At 63.2% G+C, this 18,021-nt stretch carries 21 protein-coding genes and 1 riboswitch; of the genes, 3 read left to right on the top strand and 18 right to left on the bottom strand.

Annotated elements, in window-relative coordinates; all coding sequences use genetic code 11:
- Window positions 1-33: 33 nt before the first annotated feature.
- The 18 genes from PG879_RS13370 to moaA form a co-directional block, all read right to left on the bottom strand.
- Complete coding sequence (locus PG879_RS13370; RefSeq protein WP_223954909.1) at window positions 34-846, bottom strand: hypothetical protein; 813 nt, start codon at window positions 844-846, stop codon at window positions 34-36.
- Window positions 839-1,882 carry a plasmid segregation protein ParM domain-containing protein gene (parM, locus tag PG879_RS13365; protein WP_223302530.1) on the bottom strand — a complete coding sequence of 348 codons (1,044 nt, stop codon included), beginning with the start codon at window positions 1,880-1,882 and terminating at the stop codon, window positions 839-841. Before parM ends, PG879_RS13370 begins: the two co-directional genes overlap by 8 nt.
- Before the next feature lie 113 nt (window positions 1,883-1,995).
- Window positions 1,996-2,772, bottom strand: a complete 777-nt coding sequence (locus tag PG879_RS13360; RefSeq protein ID WP_042017457.1) for an alpha/beta fold hydrolase — start codon at window positions 2,770-2,772, stop codon at window positions 1,996-1,998.
- A gap of 67 nt (window positions 2,773-2,839) precedes the next feature.
- Window positions 2,840-3,895: a molybdenum ABC transporter ATP-binding protein gene (gene modC / locus PG879_RS13355; protein ID WP_223954908.1), complete on the bottom strand. Its 1,056-nt coding sequence runs from the start codon at window positions 3,893-3,895 to the stop codon at window positions 2,840-2,842.
- On the bottom strand, window positions 3,892-4,572 hold the full coding sequence (modB, locus tag PG879_RS13350) for a molybdate ABC transporter permease subunit (protein WP_223954907.1): 681 nt from the start codon (window positions 4,570-4,572) through the stop codon (window positions 3,892-3,894). Before modB ends, modC begins: the two co-directional genes overlap by 4 nt.
- A 116-nt stretch (window positions 4,573-4,688) precedes the next feature.
- Window positions 4,689-5,411 carry a molybdate ABC transporter substrate-binding protein gene (modA, locus tag PG879_RS13345; RefSeq protein WP_223954906.1) on the bottom strand — a complete coding sequence of 241 codons (723 nt, stop codon included), beginning with the start codon at window positions 5,409-5,411 and terminating at the stop codon, window positions 4,689-4,691.
- Between the two features lie 54 nt (window positions 5,412-5,465).
- Window positions 5,466-5,945, bottom strand: a complete 480-nt coding sequence (gene moaE / locus PG879_RS13340; RefSeq protein ID WP_119196775.1) for a molybdopterin synthase catalytic subunit MoaE — start codon at window positions 5,943-5,945, stop codon at window positions 5,466-5,468.
- A 2-nt stretch (window positions 5,946-5,947) separates the two neighbouring features.
- Window positions 5,948-6,193 carry a molybdopterin synthase sulfur carrier subunit gene (moaD, locus tag PG879_RS13335; protein WP_048207331.1) on the bottom strand — a complete coding sequence of 82 codons (246 nt, stop codon included), beginning with the start codon at window positions 6,191-6,193 and terminating at the stop codon, window positions 5,948-5,950.
- Window positions 6,190-6,684: a cyclic pyranopterin monophosphate synthase MoaC gene (moaC, locus tag PG879_RS13330; protein ID WP_052814825.1), complete on the bottom strand. Its 495-nt coding sequence runs from the start codon at window positions 6,682-6,684 to the stop codon at window positions 6,190-6,192. The genes moaD and moaC overlap by 4 nt, the downstream gene beginning before the upstream one ends.
- Window positions 6,685-6,734: 50 nt before the next feature.
- Complete coding sequence (moaB, locus tag PG879_RS13325; protein WP_270830305.1) at window positions 6,735-7,241, bottom strand: molybdenum cofactor biosynthesis protein B; 507 nt, start codon at window positions 7,239-7,241, stop codon at window positions 6,735-6,737.
- Between the two features lie 194 nt (window positions 7,242-7,435).
- Window positions 7,436-8,026: a cytochrome c3 family protein gene (locus PG879_RS13320; protein ID WP_010674159.1), complete on the bottom strand. Its 591-nt coding sequence runs from the start codon at window positions 8,024-8,026 to the stop codon at window positions 7,436-7,438.
- A gap of 11 nt (window positions 8,027-8,037) precedes the next feature.
- The gene (locus tag PG879_RS13315; protein WP_041212738.1) at window positions 8,038-8,493 is read right to left on the bottom strand and encodes a nitrate reductase cytochrome c-type subunit; all 456 of its coding nucleotides are present in this window, start codon (window positions 8,491-8,493) and stop codon (window positions 8,038-8,040) included.
- Complete coding sequence (napH, locus tag PG879_RS13310) at window positions 8,493-9,368, bottom strand: quinol dehydrogenase ferredoxin subunit NapH (RefSeq protein WP_119196776.1); 876 nt, start codon at window positions 9,366-9,368, stop codon at window positions 8,493-8,495. Before napH ends, PG879_RS13315 begins: the two co-directional genes overlap by 1 nt.
- On the bottom strand, window positions 9,365-10,099 hold the full coding sequence (napG, locus tag PG879_RS13305; RefSeq protein WP_119196777.1) for a ferredoxin-type protein NapG: 735 nt from the start codon (window positions 10,097-10,099) through the stop codon (window positions 9,365-9,367). Before napG ends, napH begins: the two co-directional genes overlap by 4 nt.
- Before the next feature lie 16 nt (window positions 10,100-10,115).
- Window positions 10,116-12,605 carry a nitrate reductase catalytic subunit NapA gene (gene napA / locus PG879_RS13300; protein WP_270830303.1) on the bottom strand — a complete coding sequence of 830 codons (2,490 nt, stop codon included), beginning with the start codon at window positions 12,603-12,605 and terminating at the stop codon, window positions 10,116-10,118.
- A 189-nt stretch (window positions 12,606-12,794) separates the two neighbouring features.
- Entirely contained in the window at window positions 12,795-13,097 is a 303-nt protein-coding gene (locus PG879_RS13295; RefSeq protein WP_010674154.1) for a chaperone NapD, read from the bottom strand.
- The gene (gene napF / locus PG879_RS13290; protein ID WP_270830302.1) at window positions 13,094-13,603 is read right to left on the bottom strand and encodes a ferredoxin-type protein NapF; all 510 of its coding nucleotides are present in this window, start codon (window positions 13,601-13,603) and stop codon (window positions 13,094-13,096) included. Before napF ends, PG879_RS13295 begins: the two co-directional genes overlap by 4 nt.
- Window positions 13,604-13,854: 251 nt before the next feature.
- Window positions 13,855-14,850 (bottom strand): GTP 3',8-cyclase MoaA, encoded by a 996-nt coding sequence (moaA, locus tag PG879_RS13285; RefSeq protein WP_270830301.1) that lies wholly within the window; start codon window positions 14,848-14,850, stop codon window positions 13,855-13,857.
- Window positions 14,838-14,977, bottom strand: a riboswitch (molybdenum cofactor riboswitch). Its footprint overlaps the gene before it by 13 nt.
- A gap of 78 nt (window positions 14,978-15,055) precedes the next feature.
- Between moaA and narQ the strand changes: the two genes are divergently transcribed.
- From narQ to PG879_RS13270, 3 genes are all read left to right on the top strand, one after another.
- Window positions 15,056-16,768, top strand: coding sequence for a nitrate/nitrite two-component system sensor histidine kinase NarQ (gene narQ / locus PG879_RS13280; RefSeq protein WP_042882582.1), 1,713 nt, complete (start codon window positions 15,056-15,058; stop codon window positions 16,766-16,768).
- Window positions 16,768-17,406 carry a two-component system response regulator NarL gene (gene narL / locus PG879_RS13275; protein ID WP_039038841.1) on the top strand — a complete coding sequence of 213 codons (639 nt, stop codon included), beginning with the start codon at window positions 16,768-16,770 and terminating at the stop codon, window positions 17,404-17,406. The genes narQ and narL overlap by 1 nt, the downstream gene beginning before the upstream one ends.
- A 146-nt stretch (window positions 17,407-17,552) precedes the next feature.
- The gene (locus PG879_RS13270; RefSeq protein ID WP_042882584.1) at window positions 17,553-17,978 is read left to right on the top strand and encodes a globin domain-containing protein; all 426 of its coding nucleotides are present in this window, start codon (window positions 17,553-17,555) and stop codon (window positions 17,976-17,978) included.
- Window positions 17,979-18,021: the final 43 nt, after the last annotated feature.

Here is an 18,021-nt window from a genome sequence, read left to right as displayed (position 1 = left end):
TTTTTCATTGGGCTGCGGGTCGTCACAAAGGGCCTAGAAGATCCCCTTCGCCTTGACCTTCTTCATGCTCGCCACCTGGTTCGAGAGATCCTCAATGAGGGGCTCGGCCAGCTCGGACGAGCCAGCCCCCCGGACGGGCTGGCTGGCCAGGCGCTGGATCAGGCGGTGCTGCTCGCGAATGAGCCGGGACTGCTCCTCCAACTGGCGGGAGAGCAGCTGGATGCTGCCCGCAAGGGGGGCCAGATCCGCCTCTCCCCCCGCCGTCGGCAGCTTGCCCGCGATGGCCTCTGCCAGCAGATCGTGATCGAGCGGGGCCGGCAACCCCTGCTTCAACTCGTCCCAGAGCCCGGTGGGCTGCTGCTCGCCGATGCGGCTTACAATCTCGTCCACCAGGCTGTCCGGAAGTGGCGCCGCCGCCTGCTGACCCAGACGCTGAACGATTTCATCCGCCAGCCCCCGGTTGTCCCCCTGCCCCAGCTGGGGAGCCAGCCTGGCCACGATTTCATCGATCAGGGTATCGGTCGCCACGGGCGCACTCCCTTCCCCCAGATCGAAGCCGCAACTGGCGAAGACATGGCGCAGGGTCGAGAGGTTCACCTGCTCCGGGCCGAAGGCATTGGCCATCCCCTTGCACAGGTTCGGTGCCAGCACGTACAGGAACATGCCGCTCAGGTAGATGTCCTTGTGAAAACGGCTCTTGGAGAAGTCGAACTCCTCCACGTCGTCCTGGATCTTGCGCGCCCGCTGATACCAGCTTTGCAAGATCCCGGCCGCATAGCGATCAGACTCCAGCGCACCCGGATCCATGAAGATGGAGAAGGTCATGCGCTTGAGTTGACTACTCATCGCCGACCTCGGCCATCACGGGCGCCTCACGGTACACCTCTTCCTCTTCCGTGGTGTAGAGGCAGATCTCCCGCGCCAGGGCGGACTGGGCATCGTCCAGCAGCTCCACCCGCTCCCCCAGGGTCGGATAGGCAGCCTTGATGGCATCGACGATCAGGGACGCGCCGCCACCGACCAGATAGATCCGGTTCGGGTTCTTGGCGAACTTCTTCGCCTCGTGGGCCACCTGGGATCCCAGCTCGTCGATCTTGTTCTGCATCTTCTCGAGGATCTTCGGGATCTGGCTCTCGTCGTTGACCACGTCACGCACGAAGCTCATGTCGTGGCGGCGCTTGATGAATTCGTTGGCCACCAGATAGCTCGAGTCGCTGTCTGCCGCCGCCAGCGCCTTGCGGGTCGCGTCGGTTACCATGGAGACGCCGATCTCGTTGTTGCCATACACATCGGAAACGTCGTCAAACTCGCCGACGATGATCCCCATGTCCAGGGTGGTGCCACCGCAGTCGATCACTAGCGTCTTGGTGAACTCGTTGCAGCCCGAGCCAATCAGGCGGGAGAGCGCCGCCGGCAGGCTTTCCGGCATCACCTCCACGCTGACGATGTTGAACAGCTCACCCTTGTTGAGGCTGATGGCCCGCATCAGGTTGCGGCGCTTCTTCTCGATCTTCTCCTCGTTGCGCTGACAGTCATCCGGGTTGTAGAACTCGGTGATGGGCAGGGTCACGGTGATGGCCACATCGCAGGGGGTCACGCCGGTCTGCAACAGGGCATGGTGCACGGAGAGCAGGTTGAGATCGTCGTACTGGTACTCCACGTGGGTGGTGGCCAGGGACTTGTCGGAGGTGGCGTCGTAGGTGTACTTGGTGTTGCCTATCTCGTAGTTGTAGATCTTCTTGTCCTTGCGCAAGGCGGCACTCTTCCAATCCTTGCGAAAGGAGTTGGGGGAGATGATGGTCTTGAGCACCTTGTTCTCAATCCAGCTCACCTTGACGTTGGTTGAACCATCGTCGATGGCCATTTTCATTACTTCAGACATGAGGAAATACCTGTTCAATAGGGCAAGATGGGTCCGATTGCCTTGCCATCTGCCACTGGCAAGGCGATCGGACCAATACATACACGGGGGATCAAGGTCAAAAGGCGACAAGTCTAATGGGTTTCTAAAATCCGGTGAAGCAAATGATTGAACCCGGCGGGATCTTCCGCCGGCCAGGCGTGGTGACCATCCGGGGTGTGGATGGTGGCATTGGGCAGGGAGGCGAACTGCTCCACCCGCCGCGCCAGGGGCAGATAGTCGTGACTGGTGGAGATGATGGCCACCGGCTGCCAGAGGGTGCCGAGACGAGCCCGCACCGACCAGCCGGGTAGCGCCTCCAGCAGCGCCTTGTAGGTCTTCTTTTTGTTGCGCACGAAGCGCCCCCGGAAGGTGTGGCGCACCTGGGCGAGATCGGGGCCGGGAAAGAGCTCGCGACCGAGCCACCACGCCAACGGCCGCATGCCGAACCAGCGCAGCCACTTGAGGCGCATGGCATAGCGCTCCTGCTCCTTTGGCGTCTCCAGCAGAAATTCGCTGAAGCCGTTGACCAGCACCAGCCCCTGCACCTTGTGGGGCAGTTGCAGCGCCAGCTCCAGCGCCACCATGGCACCGAGCGACAACCCCACTACCCAGGCAGGCTCGGGCTGCTCGTCGAGCCAGCGGGCCACATCCGCCGCCAGGGTGGGCACGTCAAAGGGCCCCTCCTGCATGCTCTGGCCGTGGCCGCGCAAGTCGATGGCCACCACCCGGTAGCGCTCGGAAAAACGCTCGATCTGCGCCTGCCAGTCGAGGCTGGAAGAGCCCAGCCCGTGCAGCAAGAGCAGCAAGGGCCCCTCCCCCGCACTACGCAGGGCCAAGCCATGGGATTTCATTACCTGATTGCGACGCACCCGTCCCCCCTTTCTCGACGCCATGCCGGCCACTCATGGCCAGCCAATCCGTACTCCGGTCCCCTGTCTACCCCTCTCCCACCAGGCTCACCGCCTTGATGTAGGCGTAGAGGCGCATGGCCGGCGTCAGGGCGAGCCGCTGCGCGGAGCGGCTGGTGATCCGGGCCAGCAGTATCTGCTGCCCCAGCGCCAACTGCAACAGGGTCTGCCCCGGTCGCACCTCCCGCACCTCCAGCAGCCGGGTCTCGAGGCAGTTGGAGAGGCTGGAGTGCACGATGGGCTCGGTGGCGATCACCAGATCCCGCGCCGCCACCTTGATCTGCAAGGGGCCTGCTTCATCGGGGGCATGCTCCATGGTCACCATCAGGGTCTGCTCCCCGAGTCGCAGGGTCGCCATCTGCTCGTGCTCGTCGTAGTGGGACAGGGTCGCCGAGAGCATGACCCCGACGTCGTCGCGACTGGCCAGCGACAGGTCGGTGCGGGCGAAGATCTCCTCGGGGGTGCCCTGGGCCTCCACCCGTCCCTCTGCCAGCAGCACCAGTCCATCGCAGAGCAGGCTCACCTCCTCCATGGCGTGGCTGACGAAGATCATGGGGATGCCGCTCTCCTGCTGCAAGCCCTTGAGCACGTGGGCCTGATGGATGCGGCTGCGCCTGTCCAGCGCCGAGAAGGGTTCATCCAGCAGCAGCAAGTCGGGCTCGGCCAGCAAGGCCCTGGCCAGTGCCATCCGCTGACGCTGACCCCCGGAGAGGCCGTGGGCCGGTTGCCCCAGCAGCTCGGCAAAGCCGAGGCGCGCAGCCAGATCCTCTGGCTGCCAGCGCCCCCTCCCCTTGCGAGCCGCCAGTTGCAGGTTGCCGAGCACGCTCAGGTGGGGGAAGAGACGAGCATCCTGAAACACCAGCCCGATGCGCCGCGCCTCGGGGGGCAGGGCTGCAAGCTCGCGCCCCTGCCAGCGCAGGGCATCGCCCGGGGCCTTGTCGAGCCCGGCGATGATGCGCAGCAGGGTGCTCTTGCCACAGCCCGAAGGACCGAACAGGCCGAGGATGCGGCTGGGGGGCAGCGCCAGATCGCACGCCAGGGTGAAGGGGCCGAAATCACGTCTGGCCTTGAGGTAGAGGTTCATCCGAACAGCCTCCGTTGCCGGCGTTGCAGCACGCCGTAGACCAGCACCAGCATCACCAGGGAGAAGCCCATCAGGCCGCCTGCCAGAATATGGGCATTCTGGTAATCCATCGCCTCCACGTGATCAAACAGGGCGATGGAGAGCACCTGGGTCTCCCCGGGAATGTTGCCGCCAATCATCAACACCACCCCGAACTCCCCCAGGGTGTGGGCAAAGCCCAGCGCTGCCGCCATCACGAAGCTGGGCAACGTCATGGGCAGGATGATGCGAAAGAAGCGCTCAAACGGGCCCATCCCCAGGGTGGCGGCAGCCTCCAGCTCCTTGTTGCCCATGTTGACGAAGGCGGAGGTGAGGGGTTGTACCACGAAGGGGAGCGAATAGATGATGGAGGCGATGAGCAGGCCGAGGAAACTGAAGGCGAGCGGGGCCCCGAAGGTCTCCCGCCACCAGTCACCGAGGCCGTACTCCGGGGAGAAGGCCAGCAGCAGATAGAAACCGAGCACGGTGGGCGGCAGCACCAGCGGCAGGGCCACCATGGCTTCCACCAGGGGGCGCAGCCGGTGCTGGCTGCGAGACAGCCACCAGGCGAGCGGCGGCGACAGCAACAGCAGGATGGCAGTGGTGCTGGCCGCCAGTTTCAGGGTCAGCCAGACCGCCAGCAGATCCCCTTCACTCATAGGGTCCCCTCTCGGGTGTCGATAAAAAACAGGGCGCCGTCATGACGGGCGCCGCCTTGGGACACGTCAGGCACCGGATCTGGCCAGCACGGAGCTGGCCGGCAGACGCCGGGCGCTTACTGCGGCAGGGCGTAACCCGCCGCCTTGATCTGCGCCTGTCCCGGCCCCTTGAGCCAGGCGACCAGGGCATCCACCGCCGCCCCTTTCTTCAGCACCAGGGCCTGCTGCTCGATGGGGGGATAGAAGCTGGCCGGCACCGCCCAGGCTTCGCCGGTCTTACCCGCCTCCACCAGATTGGCCCAGGCGACAAAGCCCAGCTTCGCATTGCCGGTGTCGACGAACTGCCAGGTCTGGCTGATGTTGGTGCCGGTCAGCACCCGATACTGCTTGGGATCGATCTTGAGGTGAGCCAGGGTCGCCATGGCGGCGGCGCCATAGGGCGCTGTCTTGGGGTTGGCGATGGCCAGCTCCCCCTGCCAGTAGCGCAAGGTGGCCTCATCAGGAGCAGGCCCCCCCTTCTGCCAGAGGCCGAGCTGACCGATGGCATAGGTGAAGCGTTCGCTCCCCTTGCCTTCCGACTCCAGCTTTTGAGGGGTCGCCACGTCGGCCGAGAGGAAGAGATCGAAGGGCGCACCGTGGGTGATCTGGGTATAGAGCACGCCGGTGGCCGCCGAACTGATGACGACGCTGTGGCCGGTCTTGGCGGTGAACTCCTTGCCGATGCGCTCTATGGTGCCCTTGAAGTTGGCCGCCACCGCCACCTTGACCTCGTCAGCCAGCACAGCACTGCTGTACATGGCGCCGGCGCCCAGCACCAACACGGATACCCATCTCTTCATTCCGTTGCTCCTTATGCTCCGGCACGGCCGGATCGATTGACGCGAGCCCGAGGCTCACTCCCCTTGTTGCCAGCGGGCCAGGGCGGCGTCATCGCTCGCCCTGGCCTCGACCCAGCGTTGCACCCCGTCGGCGGTCAGCTCTTTTTTCCAGAACGGCGCCCGGGTCTTCAAGAAATCCATGATGAAGTGGCAGGCCTCGAAAGCCGCCTCGCGGTGGGCGCTGCTCACCACCACCAGCACAATCTGATCCCCGAGCAGCAGCTCGCCGATGCGGTGAATGAGGGTGCACTCCTGCAGGGGCCAGCGCCCGCGGGCCTCGGCCACTATGTTCGCCAGCGCCTTCTCGGTCATGCCGGGGTAGTGTTCGAGGGCCAGCCCCTTCACATGCTCCCCCTGATTGAAGTCGCGCACCTTGCCGACAAAGCTGACAATCGCGCCTGTGTCCTGCCGGGCAGCGAGGCGGGCATATTCGTCCGCCAGCGAGAAGTCATCCCGCTGCACCAGGATGCGATCGATCATGGTTGCCTCGCTCATCATCAGCCTCCGGTCACCGGCGGGAAGAAGGCGACCTCATCCCCGTCATGGAGGGGGGTATCCAGCGGTACCAGGGTCTGGTTGACCGCCACCAGGAGCTTGCCGGATTCGAGCGCCAGCGCCCACTTGTCACCTCGCTCGCTCAAGGCGGCGCGAAGGACATCGGCACTGGCGTAGTCGCAAGGCAGGCTGAGCTCGTCGCAGCCGACCAGCTCACGCACCTGGGCAAAAAACAGAACCTTGATCATGCCTGCTCTCCTTGGGTCGCACCCAGCTGGAAATGACCGGACTTGCCGCCCTTTTTCTCCACCAGACGCACCTGCTCGATCACCATGTCCTTTTGCACCGCCTTGCACATGTCGTAGATGGTCAGGGCCGCCACCGAGGCGGCGGTGAGCGCTTCCATCTCCACCCCGGTCTTGCCCGAGAGCTTGCACAGGGTGCGGATATGGACCCGATTGTGCGCCGTCTGGGGGGCTATCTCTACCTCCACCCGGGTCAGGGCCAGGGGATGGCACAGGGGAATGAGGTCGGCGGTCTTCTTGGCCGCCATTATGCCGGCGATGCGGGCGGTGGCGAACACGTCCCCCTTGTGGTGCTGACCACTCAGGATCAACGCCAGGGTCTCGGGGGCCATGGTCACGAAAGCCTCGGCGCGGGCCTCGCGTTCGGTCACCTGCTTGTCGGTGACATCCACCATGTGGGCCTCGCCGCTCTGGTTGAGATGGGTCAGGTTCATCTATGCACCTATCGAAAAATAAGATGGATGATCCGGGTTTACTCCCGGGATCACAGATGGGTCACGAAGTTGCACGGCCGGGTACGGGCATCGAGCTGATCCCGGATAAGCTGTTCCCAGCCCAGACGGCAGGCGCCGGTGGAGCCGGGCAGGCAGCAGATCAGGGTGCGATTGGCGAGCCCTGCCAGGGCACGGCTCTGCATGGCGGAGCCTTTTATCTCGGCAAACGAGAGCTGGCGGAACATCTCGCCAAAGCCCTGCACCGTGCGCTCGAACAGCACGCCGACCGCCTCGGGCACCCGGTTCTGCTCGTTGAAGCCGGTGCCGCCGTTGATGAGCACCACCTGGACTCCCTCGTCGGCAATCCAGTCGCTCACCTGGGCGCGGATGCGAAACAGGTTGTCGGGGCAGAGCGCCCGGTCGGCCAGCACGTGGCCGGTCTGGGTCAGGGCCTCGACCAGATAGTCCCCCGAGCTGTCATCGGCAGCGGTGCGACTGTCGCAAACCGTCAGGACGGCGATCTTGAGAGGGATGAATTCGCTGTGTTTGGGTGCCATTGGGGCCATTCCTGTCAATCATTGACCACGAGAGGATGAGGTGAACGCGCCGCACCGTGGTGCCAGCCATGAAAGGAGCCGGTGGGCGCCGCGTTGCCGGGAAGGGATTCTATCAAAAGATGTCTGGCTGGGGGGGCGTCATTGCCCATTAATCTCGAAGGCCGCCGGATCCCGGGGATCCGGCGGCCTTCCCATCAGAAGCCTGGCACCCCTTTCATGTCAGGCAGTTGGTGCGCAATCCCCTTGTGGCAGTCGATGCAGGTGTTGGCCCCGCTTGCCAGGTTGGTGGAGTGCATCTGGGCGGCTCGACGCCCTTGCAGGGAGAAGTCCATGTACTCGAAGTTGTGGCAGTTGCGGCACTCGCGCGAATCCGTCTCCTTCATCCGCTGCCACTCCCGCTCGGCCATCTCCCGCCGGTGGGATTCAAACTTCTCGCGGGTATCCACCTTGCCGGTGATCATGCCCCACAGCTCCTTGGAGGCCTGCACCTTGCGGATGATCTTGTAGGTCCATTCGTGGGGTACGTGGCAATCCGGGCAGCTGGCCCGCACGCCGGAGCGGTTGGCGTAGTGGATGGTGTCGCGGTACTCCACGAACACGTTGTCCTTCATCTCGTGGCAACCGGTGCAGAAGGCCTCGGTGTTGGACGCTTCCATGGCGGTGTTGAACCCGCCCCAGAAGATGACGCCACCAAAGAAGCCCATCAGCAGGATGACCCAGAGGGCCGCCTTCGACGGTGACTTGAAGGTGGTCCACAGACGCTTCACAAAGCCGGGTAATTTCATCTATGGGTTCCTCAGTTCAGCGCTTCAACCGGTTTGAAGGTATTGTTCACCAGCGGCTTGGCATCCGCTTGCGGCACGTGGCACTGCAGACAGAAGTAGCGACGCGGCGAGACTTCGCCCAGGGTCATGCCGTCGCGGGTCTCGAAGTGGGTGGGGCTTATCTTGGGGGCCTTCATGGCACTGGCGTTCTTGAAGCTGTGACAGGCCAGGCACTTGTTGACCTTGTTGTCCACTTCATAGTTGCGGGTGTCGTGGGGGATCAGCGGGGGCTGGTGCATGTACTGGCGATCGTAGAGGTCGCCATCCTTGCGAAAGTTCTTCAGAGGGGCCGCGTCGGCATCCGTTACCAGATCCGTGCTTCCCCGCTCCGACTTGATGCCCCCCGTGCTGTTGGTGATCTCGGGGACGGCCGCCATCAAGGAACCCGCCATCAGGCAGGCCAGCATTGCTCCAATCAGCTTCTTCATTATGTGTTCTCCGACGTTTTCTCTGCCTTGACGGCAAAACCTACAGTGATTTCAAAAACTTGCTCCGCGCAGACATCGATGCAACGGCCGCAGTTGGTACACTCCTGAGCTGCAATCAAGGGCCCGTGACCACGCCTGGCGCCGTGAACGGGGCCGCGCAGGATGGGACGCTCCGGGCAGACCGCATAACAATCCATGCAGTTGCTGCACCGCTCGCGCCCCGAGGCTGCAATCTTGATGAACCCGACCCGGTTGACCAGGGCATAGAAGGCCCCCACCGGACAGAGGTGGCCGCACCAGCCCCGCTCCACCACAAAAAGGTCGAACAGGAACAGCGCCGCCAGCAGGCCCCAGCCCGCCCCCATGCCGAACAGCAGGCCGCGCAGGGTGAGGGACACCGGATTGACCAGCTCCCACACCAGCACGCCTGTGATGGCCGGTGCCACCAGCACCATGGCCAGCAGCCAGTAGCGGGTAGCGCGGTTGAACTGACCATTGCCCTTGAGGCCAAGTCGCCCCCTGAGCCAGGCGGCAGCATCGGTGACCAGGTTGACCGGACAGACCCAGGAGCAGAACACCCGCCCCCCGGCCAGCCAGTAACCCGCGAGCACCAGCCCGGCCCCGAGCCACAGGGTGGGGATGGGCCACTGGCCCGCCGCCACCGACTGCAACAGGGTCAGGGGATCCGTGAGGGGCACCGTCTCCAGCAGCAAGGAGCTGGAGAGGTTGCCCTTGAGGATCCAGATGCCCGCGAGCGGCCCCAGCAGGAACAGCCCCAGCACCCCGAACTGGCAAAGCCGGCGCAGCAGCAGGAAGCGATGGGCACGCCACCACCCCAGCCTGGCCGTGGCCTCGGCCCCTGGATACCGACTCATAGGCCCTCCGGTTTGCGGGTCGGCAGGGTCAGTCGCTCACCGATGAGGGACTTGCCCGCCTTCTCCTTCTCTTCCCAGCCGAGCCGGTAGTGGTGACCCAGCTCCCCCTTGGCAAGCTGGCGAGGTACCACCTTGATGGCCGCCTCCTCCAGCACGCAGGCGTGCTCGCACTTGCCGCAGCCGGTACAGAGATCGCTGTGCACCGTGGGCAGGAACATGGCGTGCTTGCCGGTGCGCGGGTTGTGCTGCAGCTCCAGGGTAATGGCCTTGTCGATGAGGGGGCAGACCCGGTAGCAGACGTCGCAGCGCAGCCCCAGGTAGTTGAGGCAGGTCTCGTGATCGATGAGCACCGCCACCCCCATCCGCGCCTGATCGATGTCGGTCATGGCCCTATCCAGCGCCCCGCTCGGGCAGGCCGCCACGCAGGGGATGTCGTCACACATCTCGCACGGGACGGCGCGCGCCTTGAAATAGGGGGTGCCGGTGGTCACGGGTTCAAACAGCCGGGCGAGCTTGAGGGTGTCGTAGGGGCAGGCCAGGGCGCAGAGCCCGCAGCGCACGCAGGCGCCGAGAAACTCGGCCTCGTCGAGGGCCGCCGGCGGGCGCAGCGCCTGGGCAGGCACGGCCTGCACCTGCTGGCGCGCCACGCCGCCAAGCCCCACGCCAAGCAGGCCCACACCGCAGGCCCCCTTGGCCATGTCGGCCAGAAACTGGCGCCGACTACGACTCATCTCGCGCTCCCCCGCCTCAGGCCTTCATGACCTTGACGGCGCACTTCTTGTAATCCGTCTCTTTGGAGAGCGGATCGGTGGCGTCCAGGGTCAGCTTGTTGACCAGTTGGCTCGCGTCGAAGAAGGGCATGAACACCAGTCCCTTGGGCGGACGGTTGCGGCCGCGGGTCTCGACCCGGGTCTTCACCTCGCCCCGGCGGGAGGAGACGATCACCTCTTCGCCACGGCGCACGCCGCGAGCCTTGGCATCTTCCGGGTGCATGAAGAGCACCGCATCCGGGAAGGCGCGATAGAGCTCGGGGACCCGGCGGGTCATGGTGCCGGTGTGCCAGTGCTCCAGCACGCGACCGGTAGAGAGCCACATGTCGTACTCTTTGTCCGGAGCCTCGGCGGCGGGCTCATAGGGCAGCGCAAAGATGACCGCCTTGCCGTCGGGCTTGCCGTAGAAGCGTACCCCCTCCCCCGCTTTCACGTAAGGGTCGAACCCTTCGCGATAGCGCCACAGGGTCTCCTTGCCGTCCACCACAGGCCAGCGCAGGCCACGGGCCTCGTGATACTGATCGAACGGCGCCAGATCGTGGCCATGGCCGCGACCGAAGGAGGCGTACTCCTCGAACAGCCCCTTCTGGACGTAGAAACCAAAGTGCTCGGCCTCGTCGTTCAGGGCCCCCTTGCTCTGCTCTTTCGGGAACTGGTTCACCTGGCCGTTGGCATAGAGCACGTCGAACAGGGTCTTGCCCTTCACTTCCGGCATCTTGGCAATCAACTCAGCCGGCCACACCTCTTCCACGGTGAAGCGCTTGGAGAACTCCATCAGCTGCCACAGGTCGGACTTGGCCCCTTCCGGTGCCTTCACCTGCTGGTGCCAGAACTGGGTGCGACGTTCGGCGTTGCCGTAGGCCCCCTCTTTCTCCACCCACATGGCGGTGGGCAGGATGAGGTCAGCCGCCTGGGCGGTCACGGTCGGATAAGGGTCGGAGACCACGATGAAGTTGGCCGGGTTGCGATAACCGGGCAGCGCCTCTTCGTTCATGTTCGGGCCGGCCTGCATGTTGTTGTTGCACATCACCCAGTAGGCGTTGAGCTTGCCGTCTTTCAGCATGCGGTTTTGCAGCACGGCGTGGTAGCCCACCTGCTCCGGGATGGTGCCTTCCGGCAGCTTCCAGATCTTTTCGGCGATGGCGCGGTGTTTGGGATCCGTGACCACCATGTCCGCCGGCAGACGGTGGGCGAAGGTACCCACTTCACGGGCGGTACCACAGGCGGAGGGCTGGCCGGTCAGGGAGAAGGGGCCGGAGCCCGGCTGGGAGATCTTGCCGGTCAGCAGGTGGATGTTGTAGCAGAGGTTGTTGGCCCAGACACCGCGGGTATGCTGGTTGAAGCCCATGGTCCAGTAGGAGACCACCTTCTTGCTCGGATCGGCATAAAGCTGGGCCAGCTTCTCGAGCTTGTCCTTCGGCACGCCGGAGAGCTTGGAGACGGACTCCAGATCGTAATCCGCCACGAACTTGGCGAAGTCGTCGAAGCTCATCGGGGTGGAGTCGCCGCTGTCCGGGTTCTTGGCCTTTTGCTGCAGCGGGTTGGTGGGACGCAGGCCGTAGCCGATGTCGGTCACCCCTTTGCGGAACTGGGTGTGCTTGTTGACGAAATCCCAGTTCACCTTGTCGTTCTGGATGATGTAGTTGGCGATGTAGTTGAGGATCGCCAGATCGGTCTGGGGGGTGAACACCATGCCGTTGTCCGCCAGCTCGAAGCTGCGGTGCTCGAAGGTGGAGAGCACGTGCACCTGCACATCCTGGTGGGACAGACGGCGATCGGAGATGCGCGACCAGAGGATGGGGTGCATCTCGGCCATGTTGGAGCCCCACAGCACGAAGGCGTCGGCCTGCTCGATATCGTCGTAGCAGCCCATGGGTTCATCCATGCCGAAGGTACGCATGAAGCCCACTACCGCGGAGGCCATGCAGTGACGGGCATTGGGATCCAGGTTGTTGGAGCGCAGGCCTGCCTTCATCAGCTTGGCGGCGGCATAGCCTTCCCAGACGGTCCACTGGCCGGAGCCGAACATGCCGACGGCGGTCGGGCCCTTCTCTTTCAGGGTCGCCTTGAACTTCTCGGCCATGATGTCGAAGGCCTGATCCCAGCTGATGGGGGCGAAGTTGCCGTTCTTGTCGAACTTGCCGTTGGTCATGCGCAGCATGGGCTGGGTCAGGCGATCCTCCCCGTACATGATCTTGGAGAGGAAGTAGCCCTTGATGCAGTTCAGGCCGCGGTTGACCGGTGCATCGGGATCCCCCTGGGTCGCCACGACGCGGCCAGCCTGGGAGCCCACCAGCACGGAGCAGCCGGTCCCGCAGAAGCGGCATGGCGCCTTGTCCCAGGTGATGGCGGTCTTGTCGGTACTGGTGATCAGGTTCGCCGCCAGAGTGGGGGCACTGACACCGGCCACGGCAGCGGCTGCCGCCACCGCATTGGCCTTCATAAAGTCGCGTCGACTCAGCTTCATGACATATCCTCGCATTGCTTAATCACATCAATGACAGCCATTGTGACGAGCCGCGCTGGCTCAGCTCCATGGCGCTTTATTCCTTTGCTCTGGGCTTTTCGTTCATCGAACGCAGACAACAGACCCGGCATCCCGTGTATTACCCGTGGCGGTCAGCGAACGACTCTTGCGCTTCTGCCACATGACGCCTTATTCCCCATCTTCGGCGTCCATTTCATCGAACTGGTGGTAGATCAGGGCCGCAGAGAGCACCCCGGGCAACCCCTGAATGGTGTCGATGGCCGCCATGATGGGGCGCTGGCTCGGCCCCTCCAAGGTCACCACCAGCTTGCCCTCCTCGCTGACGGCGTGGATCTCGGCCCCGTCCAGGGTCGCAATCCGCTCTGCCAGGGCGTGGCGCAGATCGGGCTGGGTCAGCACCACCAGGCTGGATACATGGAACTCTTCTCGCGTCATATCACCGTTTTCCAACTTGTTCGTCTCTTGGGTCATCGCGAAGCCTCGCCACGAGACAGACCGATGCTGATACTGCCCACTGGGCAATCCGCTACGCAGGCCCCGCAGCCGTTGCACGACTCGGCATGGATGTCGGGGGTGGGTACGCGCCCCAGCTGGGGGGAAAAGCGGATGGCCTGCTGCTCGCAGCTGTCCTGACAGCGCTGGCAGAACACCTGGGCAGTGGCCAGACAGCCCGCCTCGATATGGGCCACATACTCCCAGGGTGTCTGGGTTGTCGGCCTGAACACCGGCGCCTGGCAGGCGCTCACACACTCGGTGCAGAAGGTGCACTCGCCGCGGTGAAAATCCACCGTGGGGAAGCCCCCGTCTCCCTTGATCAGGATCTGCTCCGGACAGGCCGCCAGACAGTCGCCACAGCGGGTACAACCGGCCACGAACTCGTCCCAGGAGACGGACCAGGGCAACTGGATCCCGGCCTTGGGGGCGCTCAGGCGTCCCCGAAACAGGCCTCTGCGTGACAAGTTGACCCCATCGGTCATATCGACTCCTCTTTTCGGGGACGGATGCCCCCGCGCGGATCCCGTGAATGGCATTTTCAATACCAATTATAAGCGTGGGTGTATATTGCTGCCCTGACAAGTCAGGGGATATACCACCAGGGAGATAAACAGGGGGGATTCTTGCGCTGGATCAAACCCTTGGCGCAATTAGACACAGCAGGGGCAAGGTAAATTACCCCTATGTGAGGATTGATAATTAATCGAAGGTTATTTGAGGTGCACGGCGGCTGTCAGCCGCCGATGGAGGCCAGGTGAGGGGTCATGCCTGCATTGCCTTCATGGAGGCGATGGGTGGCGGCCTTGCCGGTCAGCGCCTGGCGAATACGCCATTGCAGCGCCTCCTGCTGGCTGTCATCGGTGAGCAGATCCCGCAGTTCCACCCCGTTGTCGCCAAAGAGACACAGGTGCAGCTTGCCCTTGGAGGAGACCCGCAGCCGGTTGCAACCGGCGCAAAAATCCTTGCTGTAGGGCATGATGAGCCCCACCCCGCCCCTCGAGTCCGGATGCGTGAACACCTGGGCAGGGCCATCATCCAGGCCGCGCAGCTGCTGCACCCAGCCGCTCTTTTGCAGACGCTGCTTGATGAGTTCACCGCTGGTATGGTGATCGCGAAACAGGGCGTCCATCTCGCCGGTCTGCATCAGTTCGATGAAACGAAGCTCGATGGGTTTGTCCCGGATCCAGGCGAGGAACGTCTCGAGCTGATGATCATTGAGCCCCTTGAGCAGCACGGCGTTGATCTTGACCGACCGGAAACCGGCACTCAGGGCGGCGTCTATCCCCGCCATCACCTCCGCCAGCTTGTTCTCGCCGGTGATCTGGTGGAACTGGCGGGGATCCAGGCTGTCGACACTGACGTTGAGGGCCGTCAGCCCCGCATCGAACCACTCGCGGGCACGCTCCTTGAGGCGATACCCGTTGGTGGTCATGGCCACCTTCTCGATGCCGGGGGTATTGGCCACGGTCTCGATGATGGCCGTGAAGTCACGGCGCAGGGAGGGTTCGCCTCCGGTCAGACGCACCTTGCGCGTCCCCATGGCGGCAAACCCGGAGACGACGCGACGGATCTCCTCCAGGGAGAGGAAGGACTGGCGCCCCTCACCATCTCCTTTCGGCGGGTGATAGCCGTCCGGCAGACAGTAGGTACAGCGGAAATTGCAGACGTCGGTGACCGACAGACGCAAATAGTAAAAGCGACGGGAAAAACCATCTTCAAGTGGCAACATAAACACCTTTCCAAATACGGGAGGCCAGGGCATTTCTTTCCTGACCCTTTCAGCTCGAACATCGGCTGACGGCGATCTCCCCCTATCTCAATGACTTAGGCAAAATCGCTCGGAGTTCATCTAGTTTTTCGATGCTAGCACAACTTGGAGTACACTCCCATGCTACTTTGTGGGGTCTTTGTGGGTGAAAAGGGAGCCGGTCGGCATGGGAAAATGGTTCAGAGTGCAGTCGGTCAGCAGCGCCATCGGTCGCTCCATGGTGCTGATCCTGTTCATGGCCAGCCTGATCGCCGTGGTGGCCATGGTCACCCTCTTCTATTCGGTTCCCGATGCCAAGGCCATCAACCTGTCGGGATCCCTGCGCATGCAGGCCTACCGCATGGCCTATGAAATCGAGAAGGATCAGGTCGTCCTCGGTCGGCTCGCCCAGTTTGAACAGACCCTTCATGCCCCCGAGCTGCAGGAGACCCAGCGCTGGATCACGCCCGCCTCCCTGCGCCGCACCTATGGTGAAGTCCTCTTGCAATGGCAAGTGATGCGCGAACACATCGAGAATGCCACGCCCAGCCGTTATACCGACAATACGGAACAGTTCGTCGCCGCCATCGATGACTTCGTCAACCAGATGCAGTACCACGTGGAGTTCAAGGTGCGCATGCTGGCCCTGGCAGAGGGGCTAGGGCTGCTCGCCATCATCACCATCGCCTGGTGCACGGTGCGCTTCACCCGCCAGCAGGTGGTGGCGCCCCTCAACCAGCTGGTCTATTGCGCACGCCAGATCCAGCGTCAGGAGTTCGATCTCACCCTGCCCCCCCACTGTGAAAACGAGCTGGGAGAGTTGTCGGGGGCATTCGCGACCATGGCCGACGAGCTCGGCAAGCTCTATCGGGAGCTGGAGAGCAAGGTGGAGGAGAAAACGGCCAAGCTGCAACAGGCCAACGACACCCTCTCCTTCCTCTATTCCACCGCCCAGAAACTGCACGCGGCGCCCCTCAGCCGCCGCACCCTGCAAAAGCTGCTGGAGCGGGCCGCCGCCCACCAGCACATCGAGTACATCCGCCTCACCCGCTTCGAGCACAATGCGATGCCGGTTTACATCACTGGGCGCAAGGGGTGGCCGGGGGATCTGGACGCCGTGGTGAGTTTCTACCTGCAGATGGATGACGAGGAGTACGGCCGGCTCGACATGATAAGCGGCCACCCCATCGACGAGCGGCTGATGAAGAACTTCTCCATGTTGCTGGCCCAGGTGCTGCACAAGGATCAGACCCTGCTGCAGCACCAGCGCCTGCTGCTGATGGAAGAGCGCGCCGTCATCGCCCGTGAACTGCACGACTCCCTCGCCCAGGCCCTCTCCTACCTGAAGATCCAGGCCACTCTGCTCAAGCGCTCCTTCGCCAAAGGGGACAGGGCCAAGACCGAGGCAGCCATGGAGCAGATCGACGAGGGACTCAGCAATGCCTATACCCAGTTGCGCGAACTGCTCGGCACCTTCCGCCTCAGCATCGGCGATGCCAACCTGGGTGAAGCCATCGCGGTCATGCTCGAGCAGCTCAAACCCCAGACGCACGCCGACATCAGGCTCCAGTACGGACTGACGGACACCGACCTTGAAGCGGGGCAGCACATCCACATCCTGCAGCTGATCCGTGAGGCAGTGCTCAATGCCATCAAGCATGCCAGCGCGCGGCACATTGACGTTAGCTGTGAGACCCTGGCTGATGGTAACATCCAGGTTCAGATTGCAGACGATGGTGTTGGAATAAGGGGCGCAAGCTCGGCGGTGAATCACTACGGTCTCAGCATCATGAATGAACGCGCCAGCAAATTGCGCGGCCAGTTGACCATCAGTGAGCCGCCCTCCGGGGGCACCCGCATACACCTGACCTTTCCCACCAGCCTAACAAGAGACGCCTGATGGACGAGATGAAATACAGTGTTCTGGTCGTGGATGACCACCCCCTGATGCGCAAGGGAATTGTGCAACTGCTGGAGTTGGAAGATAACATCGACGTGGTTGGCGAGGCCTCCAACGGCACCGACGCCGTGGCCATGGCCAAGGAGTCCGAACCGGACCTTATCCTGCTCGACCTCAACATGAAGGGGTTGTCAGGTCTCGATACCCTCAAGGCGCTGCGGGCCGAAGAGGTGACTTCCCGCGTGGTGATCCTGACCGTCTCTGACGCCCGCCAGGATGTGGTTGCCCTGCTCAAGGCAGGCGCGGACGGCTATCTGCTCAAGGACACCGAGCCTGACATGCTGCTGGCCCAGCTGGCTGACGTGATGACCGGCAAGCAGATCCTGAGCGAGCCGCTACGTCCCTATCTCGAGAACATCTACGAGCTGGACCACCTGCAGCAGAAGCTGGAGAGCCTGACCCGACGCGAGATGCAGATCATGCGTGAAATCGCCAAGGGGTTGTCCAACAAGCAGGTCGCCTCCGTGCTCCATATCTCCGAGGGAACCGTCAAGGTCCACGTCAAGAGCCTGCTGAAAAAGCTCGAGGCCCAAAGCCGCGTCGAAGCAGCCGTCATGTACCTGGAACAGCGCAACTGAGGTCCCGGCCTCCTGCCAGCAAGGGGTCACCATCCGTGCCTCCTTGCTGGCCCCCTCTCCTTTTCCCCAAATGGCGCGGAACCCGGTGCTCTATTGAGTAGATGGATTATTATTTTCATGACATCGCACGGGAAGGAAACATCGACATGACCTTTGAGCAGATAGAGCTGGTCCAGAAAGCCTGGGGCAGGGTGAGCGCCCTGAACAACAGCTATGTCCAGGAGGTGTATGAAGAGCTGTTCAGATTGTCCCCCGAACTCAGGGCCCTCTTTCCCCCATATCAGGAGCTGCCCGTTGCCAAGGTGTCGGACACCCTGAACACCGTCATCACCAGCCTCTCCCAGCTGGATGCACTGGGTTTCATCATTCGCGATCTCGGCAGGCGTCACCAGCGATTCAACGTTCAACCCCACCAGTTTGCGCTGCTCAAACAGGCGCTGACCCAGGTACTGGCACGGCGTCTCGGCAGTGGTTTTACCCCGGCACTGGCACAGGCCTGGTCGCAGATGTATGACGAGATAGCCGCCCTGATGCTGGACGGCATGACACAGCACACCGAATTGACCACCTGATCCCCTGGCCTTTGCCCCCAATCGCTGAATGGGTCTGTAACAG

The organism is Aeromonas sp. QDB63 (assembly GCF_027707425.1).
Taxonomy (GTDB): Bacteria; Pseudomonadota; Gammaproteobacteria; order Enterobacterales; family Aeromonadaceae; genus Aeromonas; species Aeromonas caviae.
This window is presented reverse-complemented; position numbering and strand designations above follow the sequence as displayed.

Bases quoted from the DNA above. Each gene is read 5' to 3' on its own strand.
- PG879_RS13370 (WP_223954909.1), bottom strand. From the start codon at position 846: ATGAGTAGTCAACTCAAGCGCATGACCTTCTCCATCTTCATGGATCCG.
- parM (WP_223302530.1), bottom strand. From the start codon at position 1,882: ATGTCTGAAGTAATGAAAATGGCCATCGACGATGGTTCAACCAACGTC.
- modC (WP_223954908.1), bottom strand. From the start codon at position 3,895: ATGAACCTCTACCTCAAGGCCAGACGTGATTTCGGCCCCTTCACCCTG.
- modB (WP_223954907.1), bottom strand. From the start codon at position 4,572: ATGAGTGAAGGGGATCTGCTGGCGGTCTGGCTGACCCTGAAACTGGCG.
- modA (WP_223954906.1), bottom strand. From the start codon at position 5,411: ATGAAGAGATGGGTATCCGTGTTGGTGCTGGGCGCCGGCGCCATGTAC.
- moaE (WP_119196775.1), bottom strand. From the start codon at position 5,945: ATGAGCGAGGCAACCATGATCGATCGCATCCTGGTGCAGCGGGATGAC.
- moaD (WP_048207331.1), bottom strand. From the start codon at position 6,193: ATGATCAAGGTTCTGTTTTTTGCCCAGGTGCGTGAGCTGGTCGGCTGC.
- moaC (WP_052814825.1), bottom strand. From the start codon at position 6,684: ATGAACCTGACCCATCTCAACCAGAGCGGCGAGGCCCACATGGTGGAT.
- moaB (WP_270830305.1), bottom strand. From the start codon at position 7,241: ATGGCACCCAAACACAGCGAATTCATCCCTCTCAAGATCGCCGTCCTG.
- PG879_RS13320 (WP_010674159.1), bottom strand. From the start codon at position 8,026: ATGAAATTACCCGGCTTTGTGAAGCGTCTGTGGACCACCTTCAAGTCA.
- PG879_RS13315 (WP_041212738.1), bottom strand. From the start codon at position 8,493: ATGAAGAAGCTGATTGGAGCAATGCTGGCCTGCCTGATGGCGGGTTCC.
- napH (WP_119196776.1), bottom strand. From the start codon at position 9,368: ATGAGTCGGTATCCAGGGGCCGAGGCCACGGCCAGGCTGGGGTGGTGG.
- napG (WP_119196777.1), bottom strand. From the start codon at position 10,099: ATGAGTCGTAGTCGGCGCCAGTTTCTGGCCGACATGGCCAAGGGGGCC.
- napA (WP_270830303.1), bottom strand. From the start codon at position 12,605: ATGAAGCTGAGTCGACGCGACTTTATGAAGGCCAATGCGGTGGCGGCA.
- PG879_RS13295 (WP_010674154.1), bottom strand. From the start codon at position 13,097: ATGACCCAAGAGACGAACAAGTTGGAAAACGGTGATATGACGCGAGAA.
- napF (WP_270830302.1), bottom strand. From the start codon at position 13,603: ATGACCGATGGGGTCAACTTGTCACGCAGAGGCCTGTTTCGGGGACGC.
- moaA (WP_270830301.1), bottom strand. From the start codon at position 14,850: ATGTTGCCACTTGAAGATGGTTTTTCCCGTCGCTTTTACTATTTGCGT.
- narQ (WP_042882582.1), top strand. From the start codon at position 15,056: ATGGGAAAATGGTTCAGAGTGCAGTCGGTCAGCAGCGCCATCGGTCGC.
- narL (WP_039038841.1), top strand. From the start codon at position 16,768: ATGGACGAGATGAAATACAGTGTTCTGGTCGTGGATGACCACCCCCTG.
- PG879_RS13270 (WP_042882584.1), top strand. From the start codon at position 17,553: ATGACCTTTGAGCAGATAGAGCTGGTCCAGAAAGCCTGGGGCAGGGTG.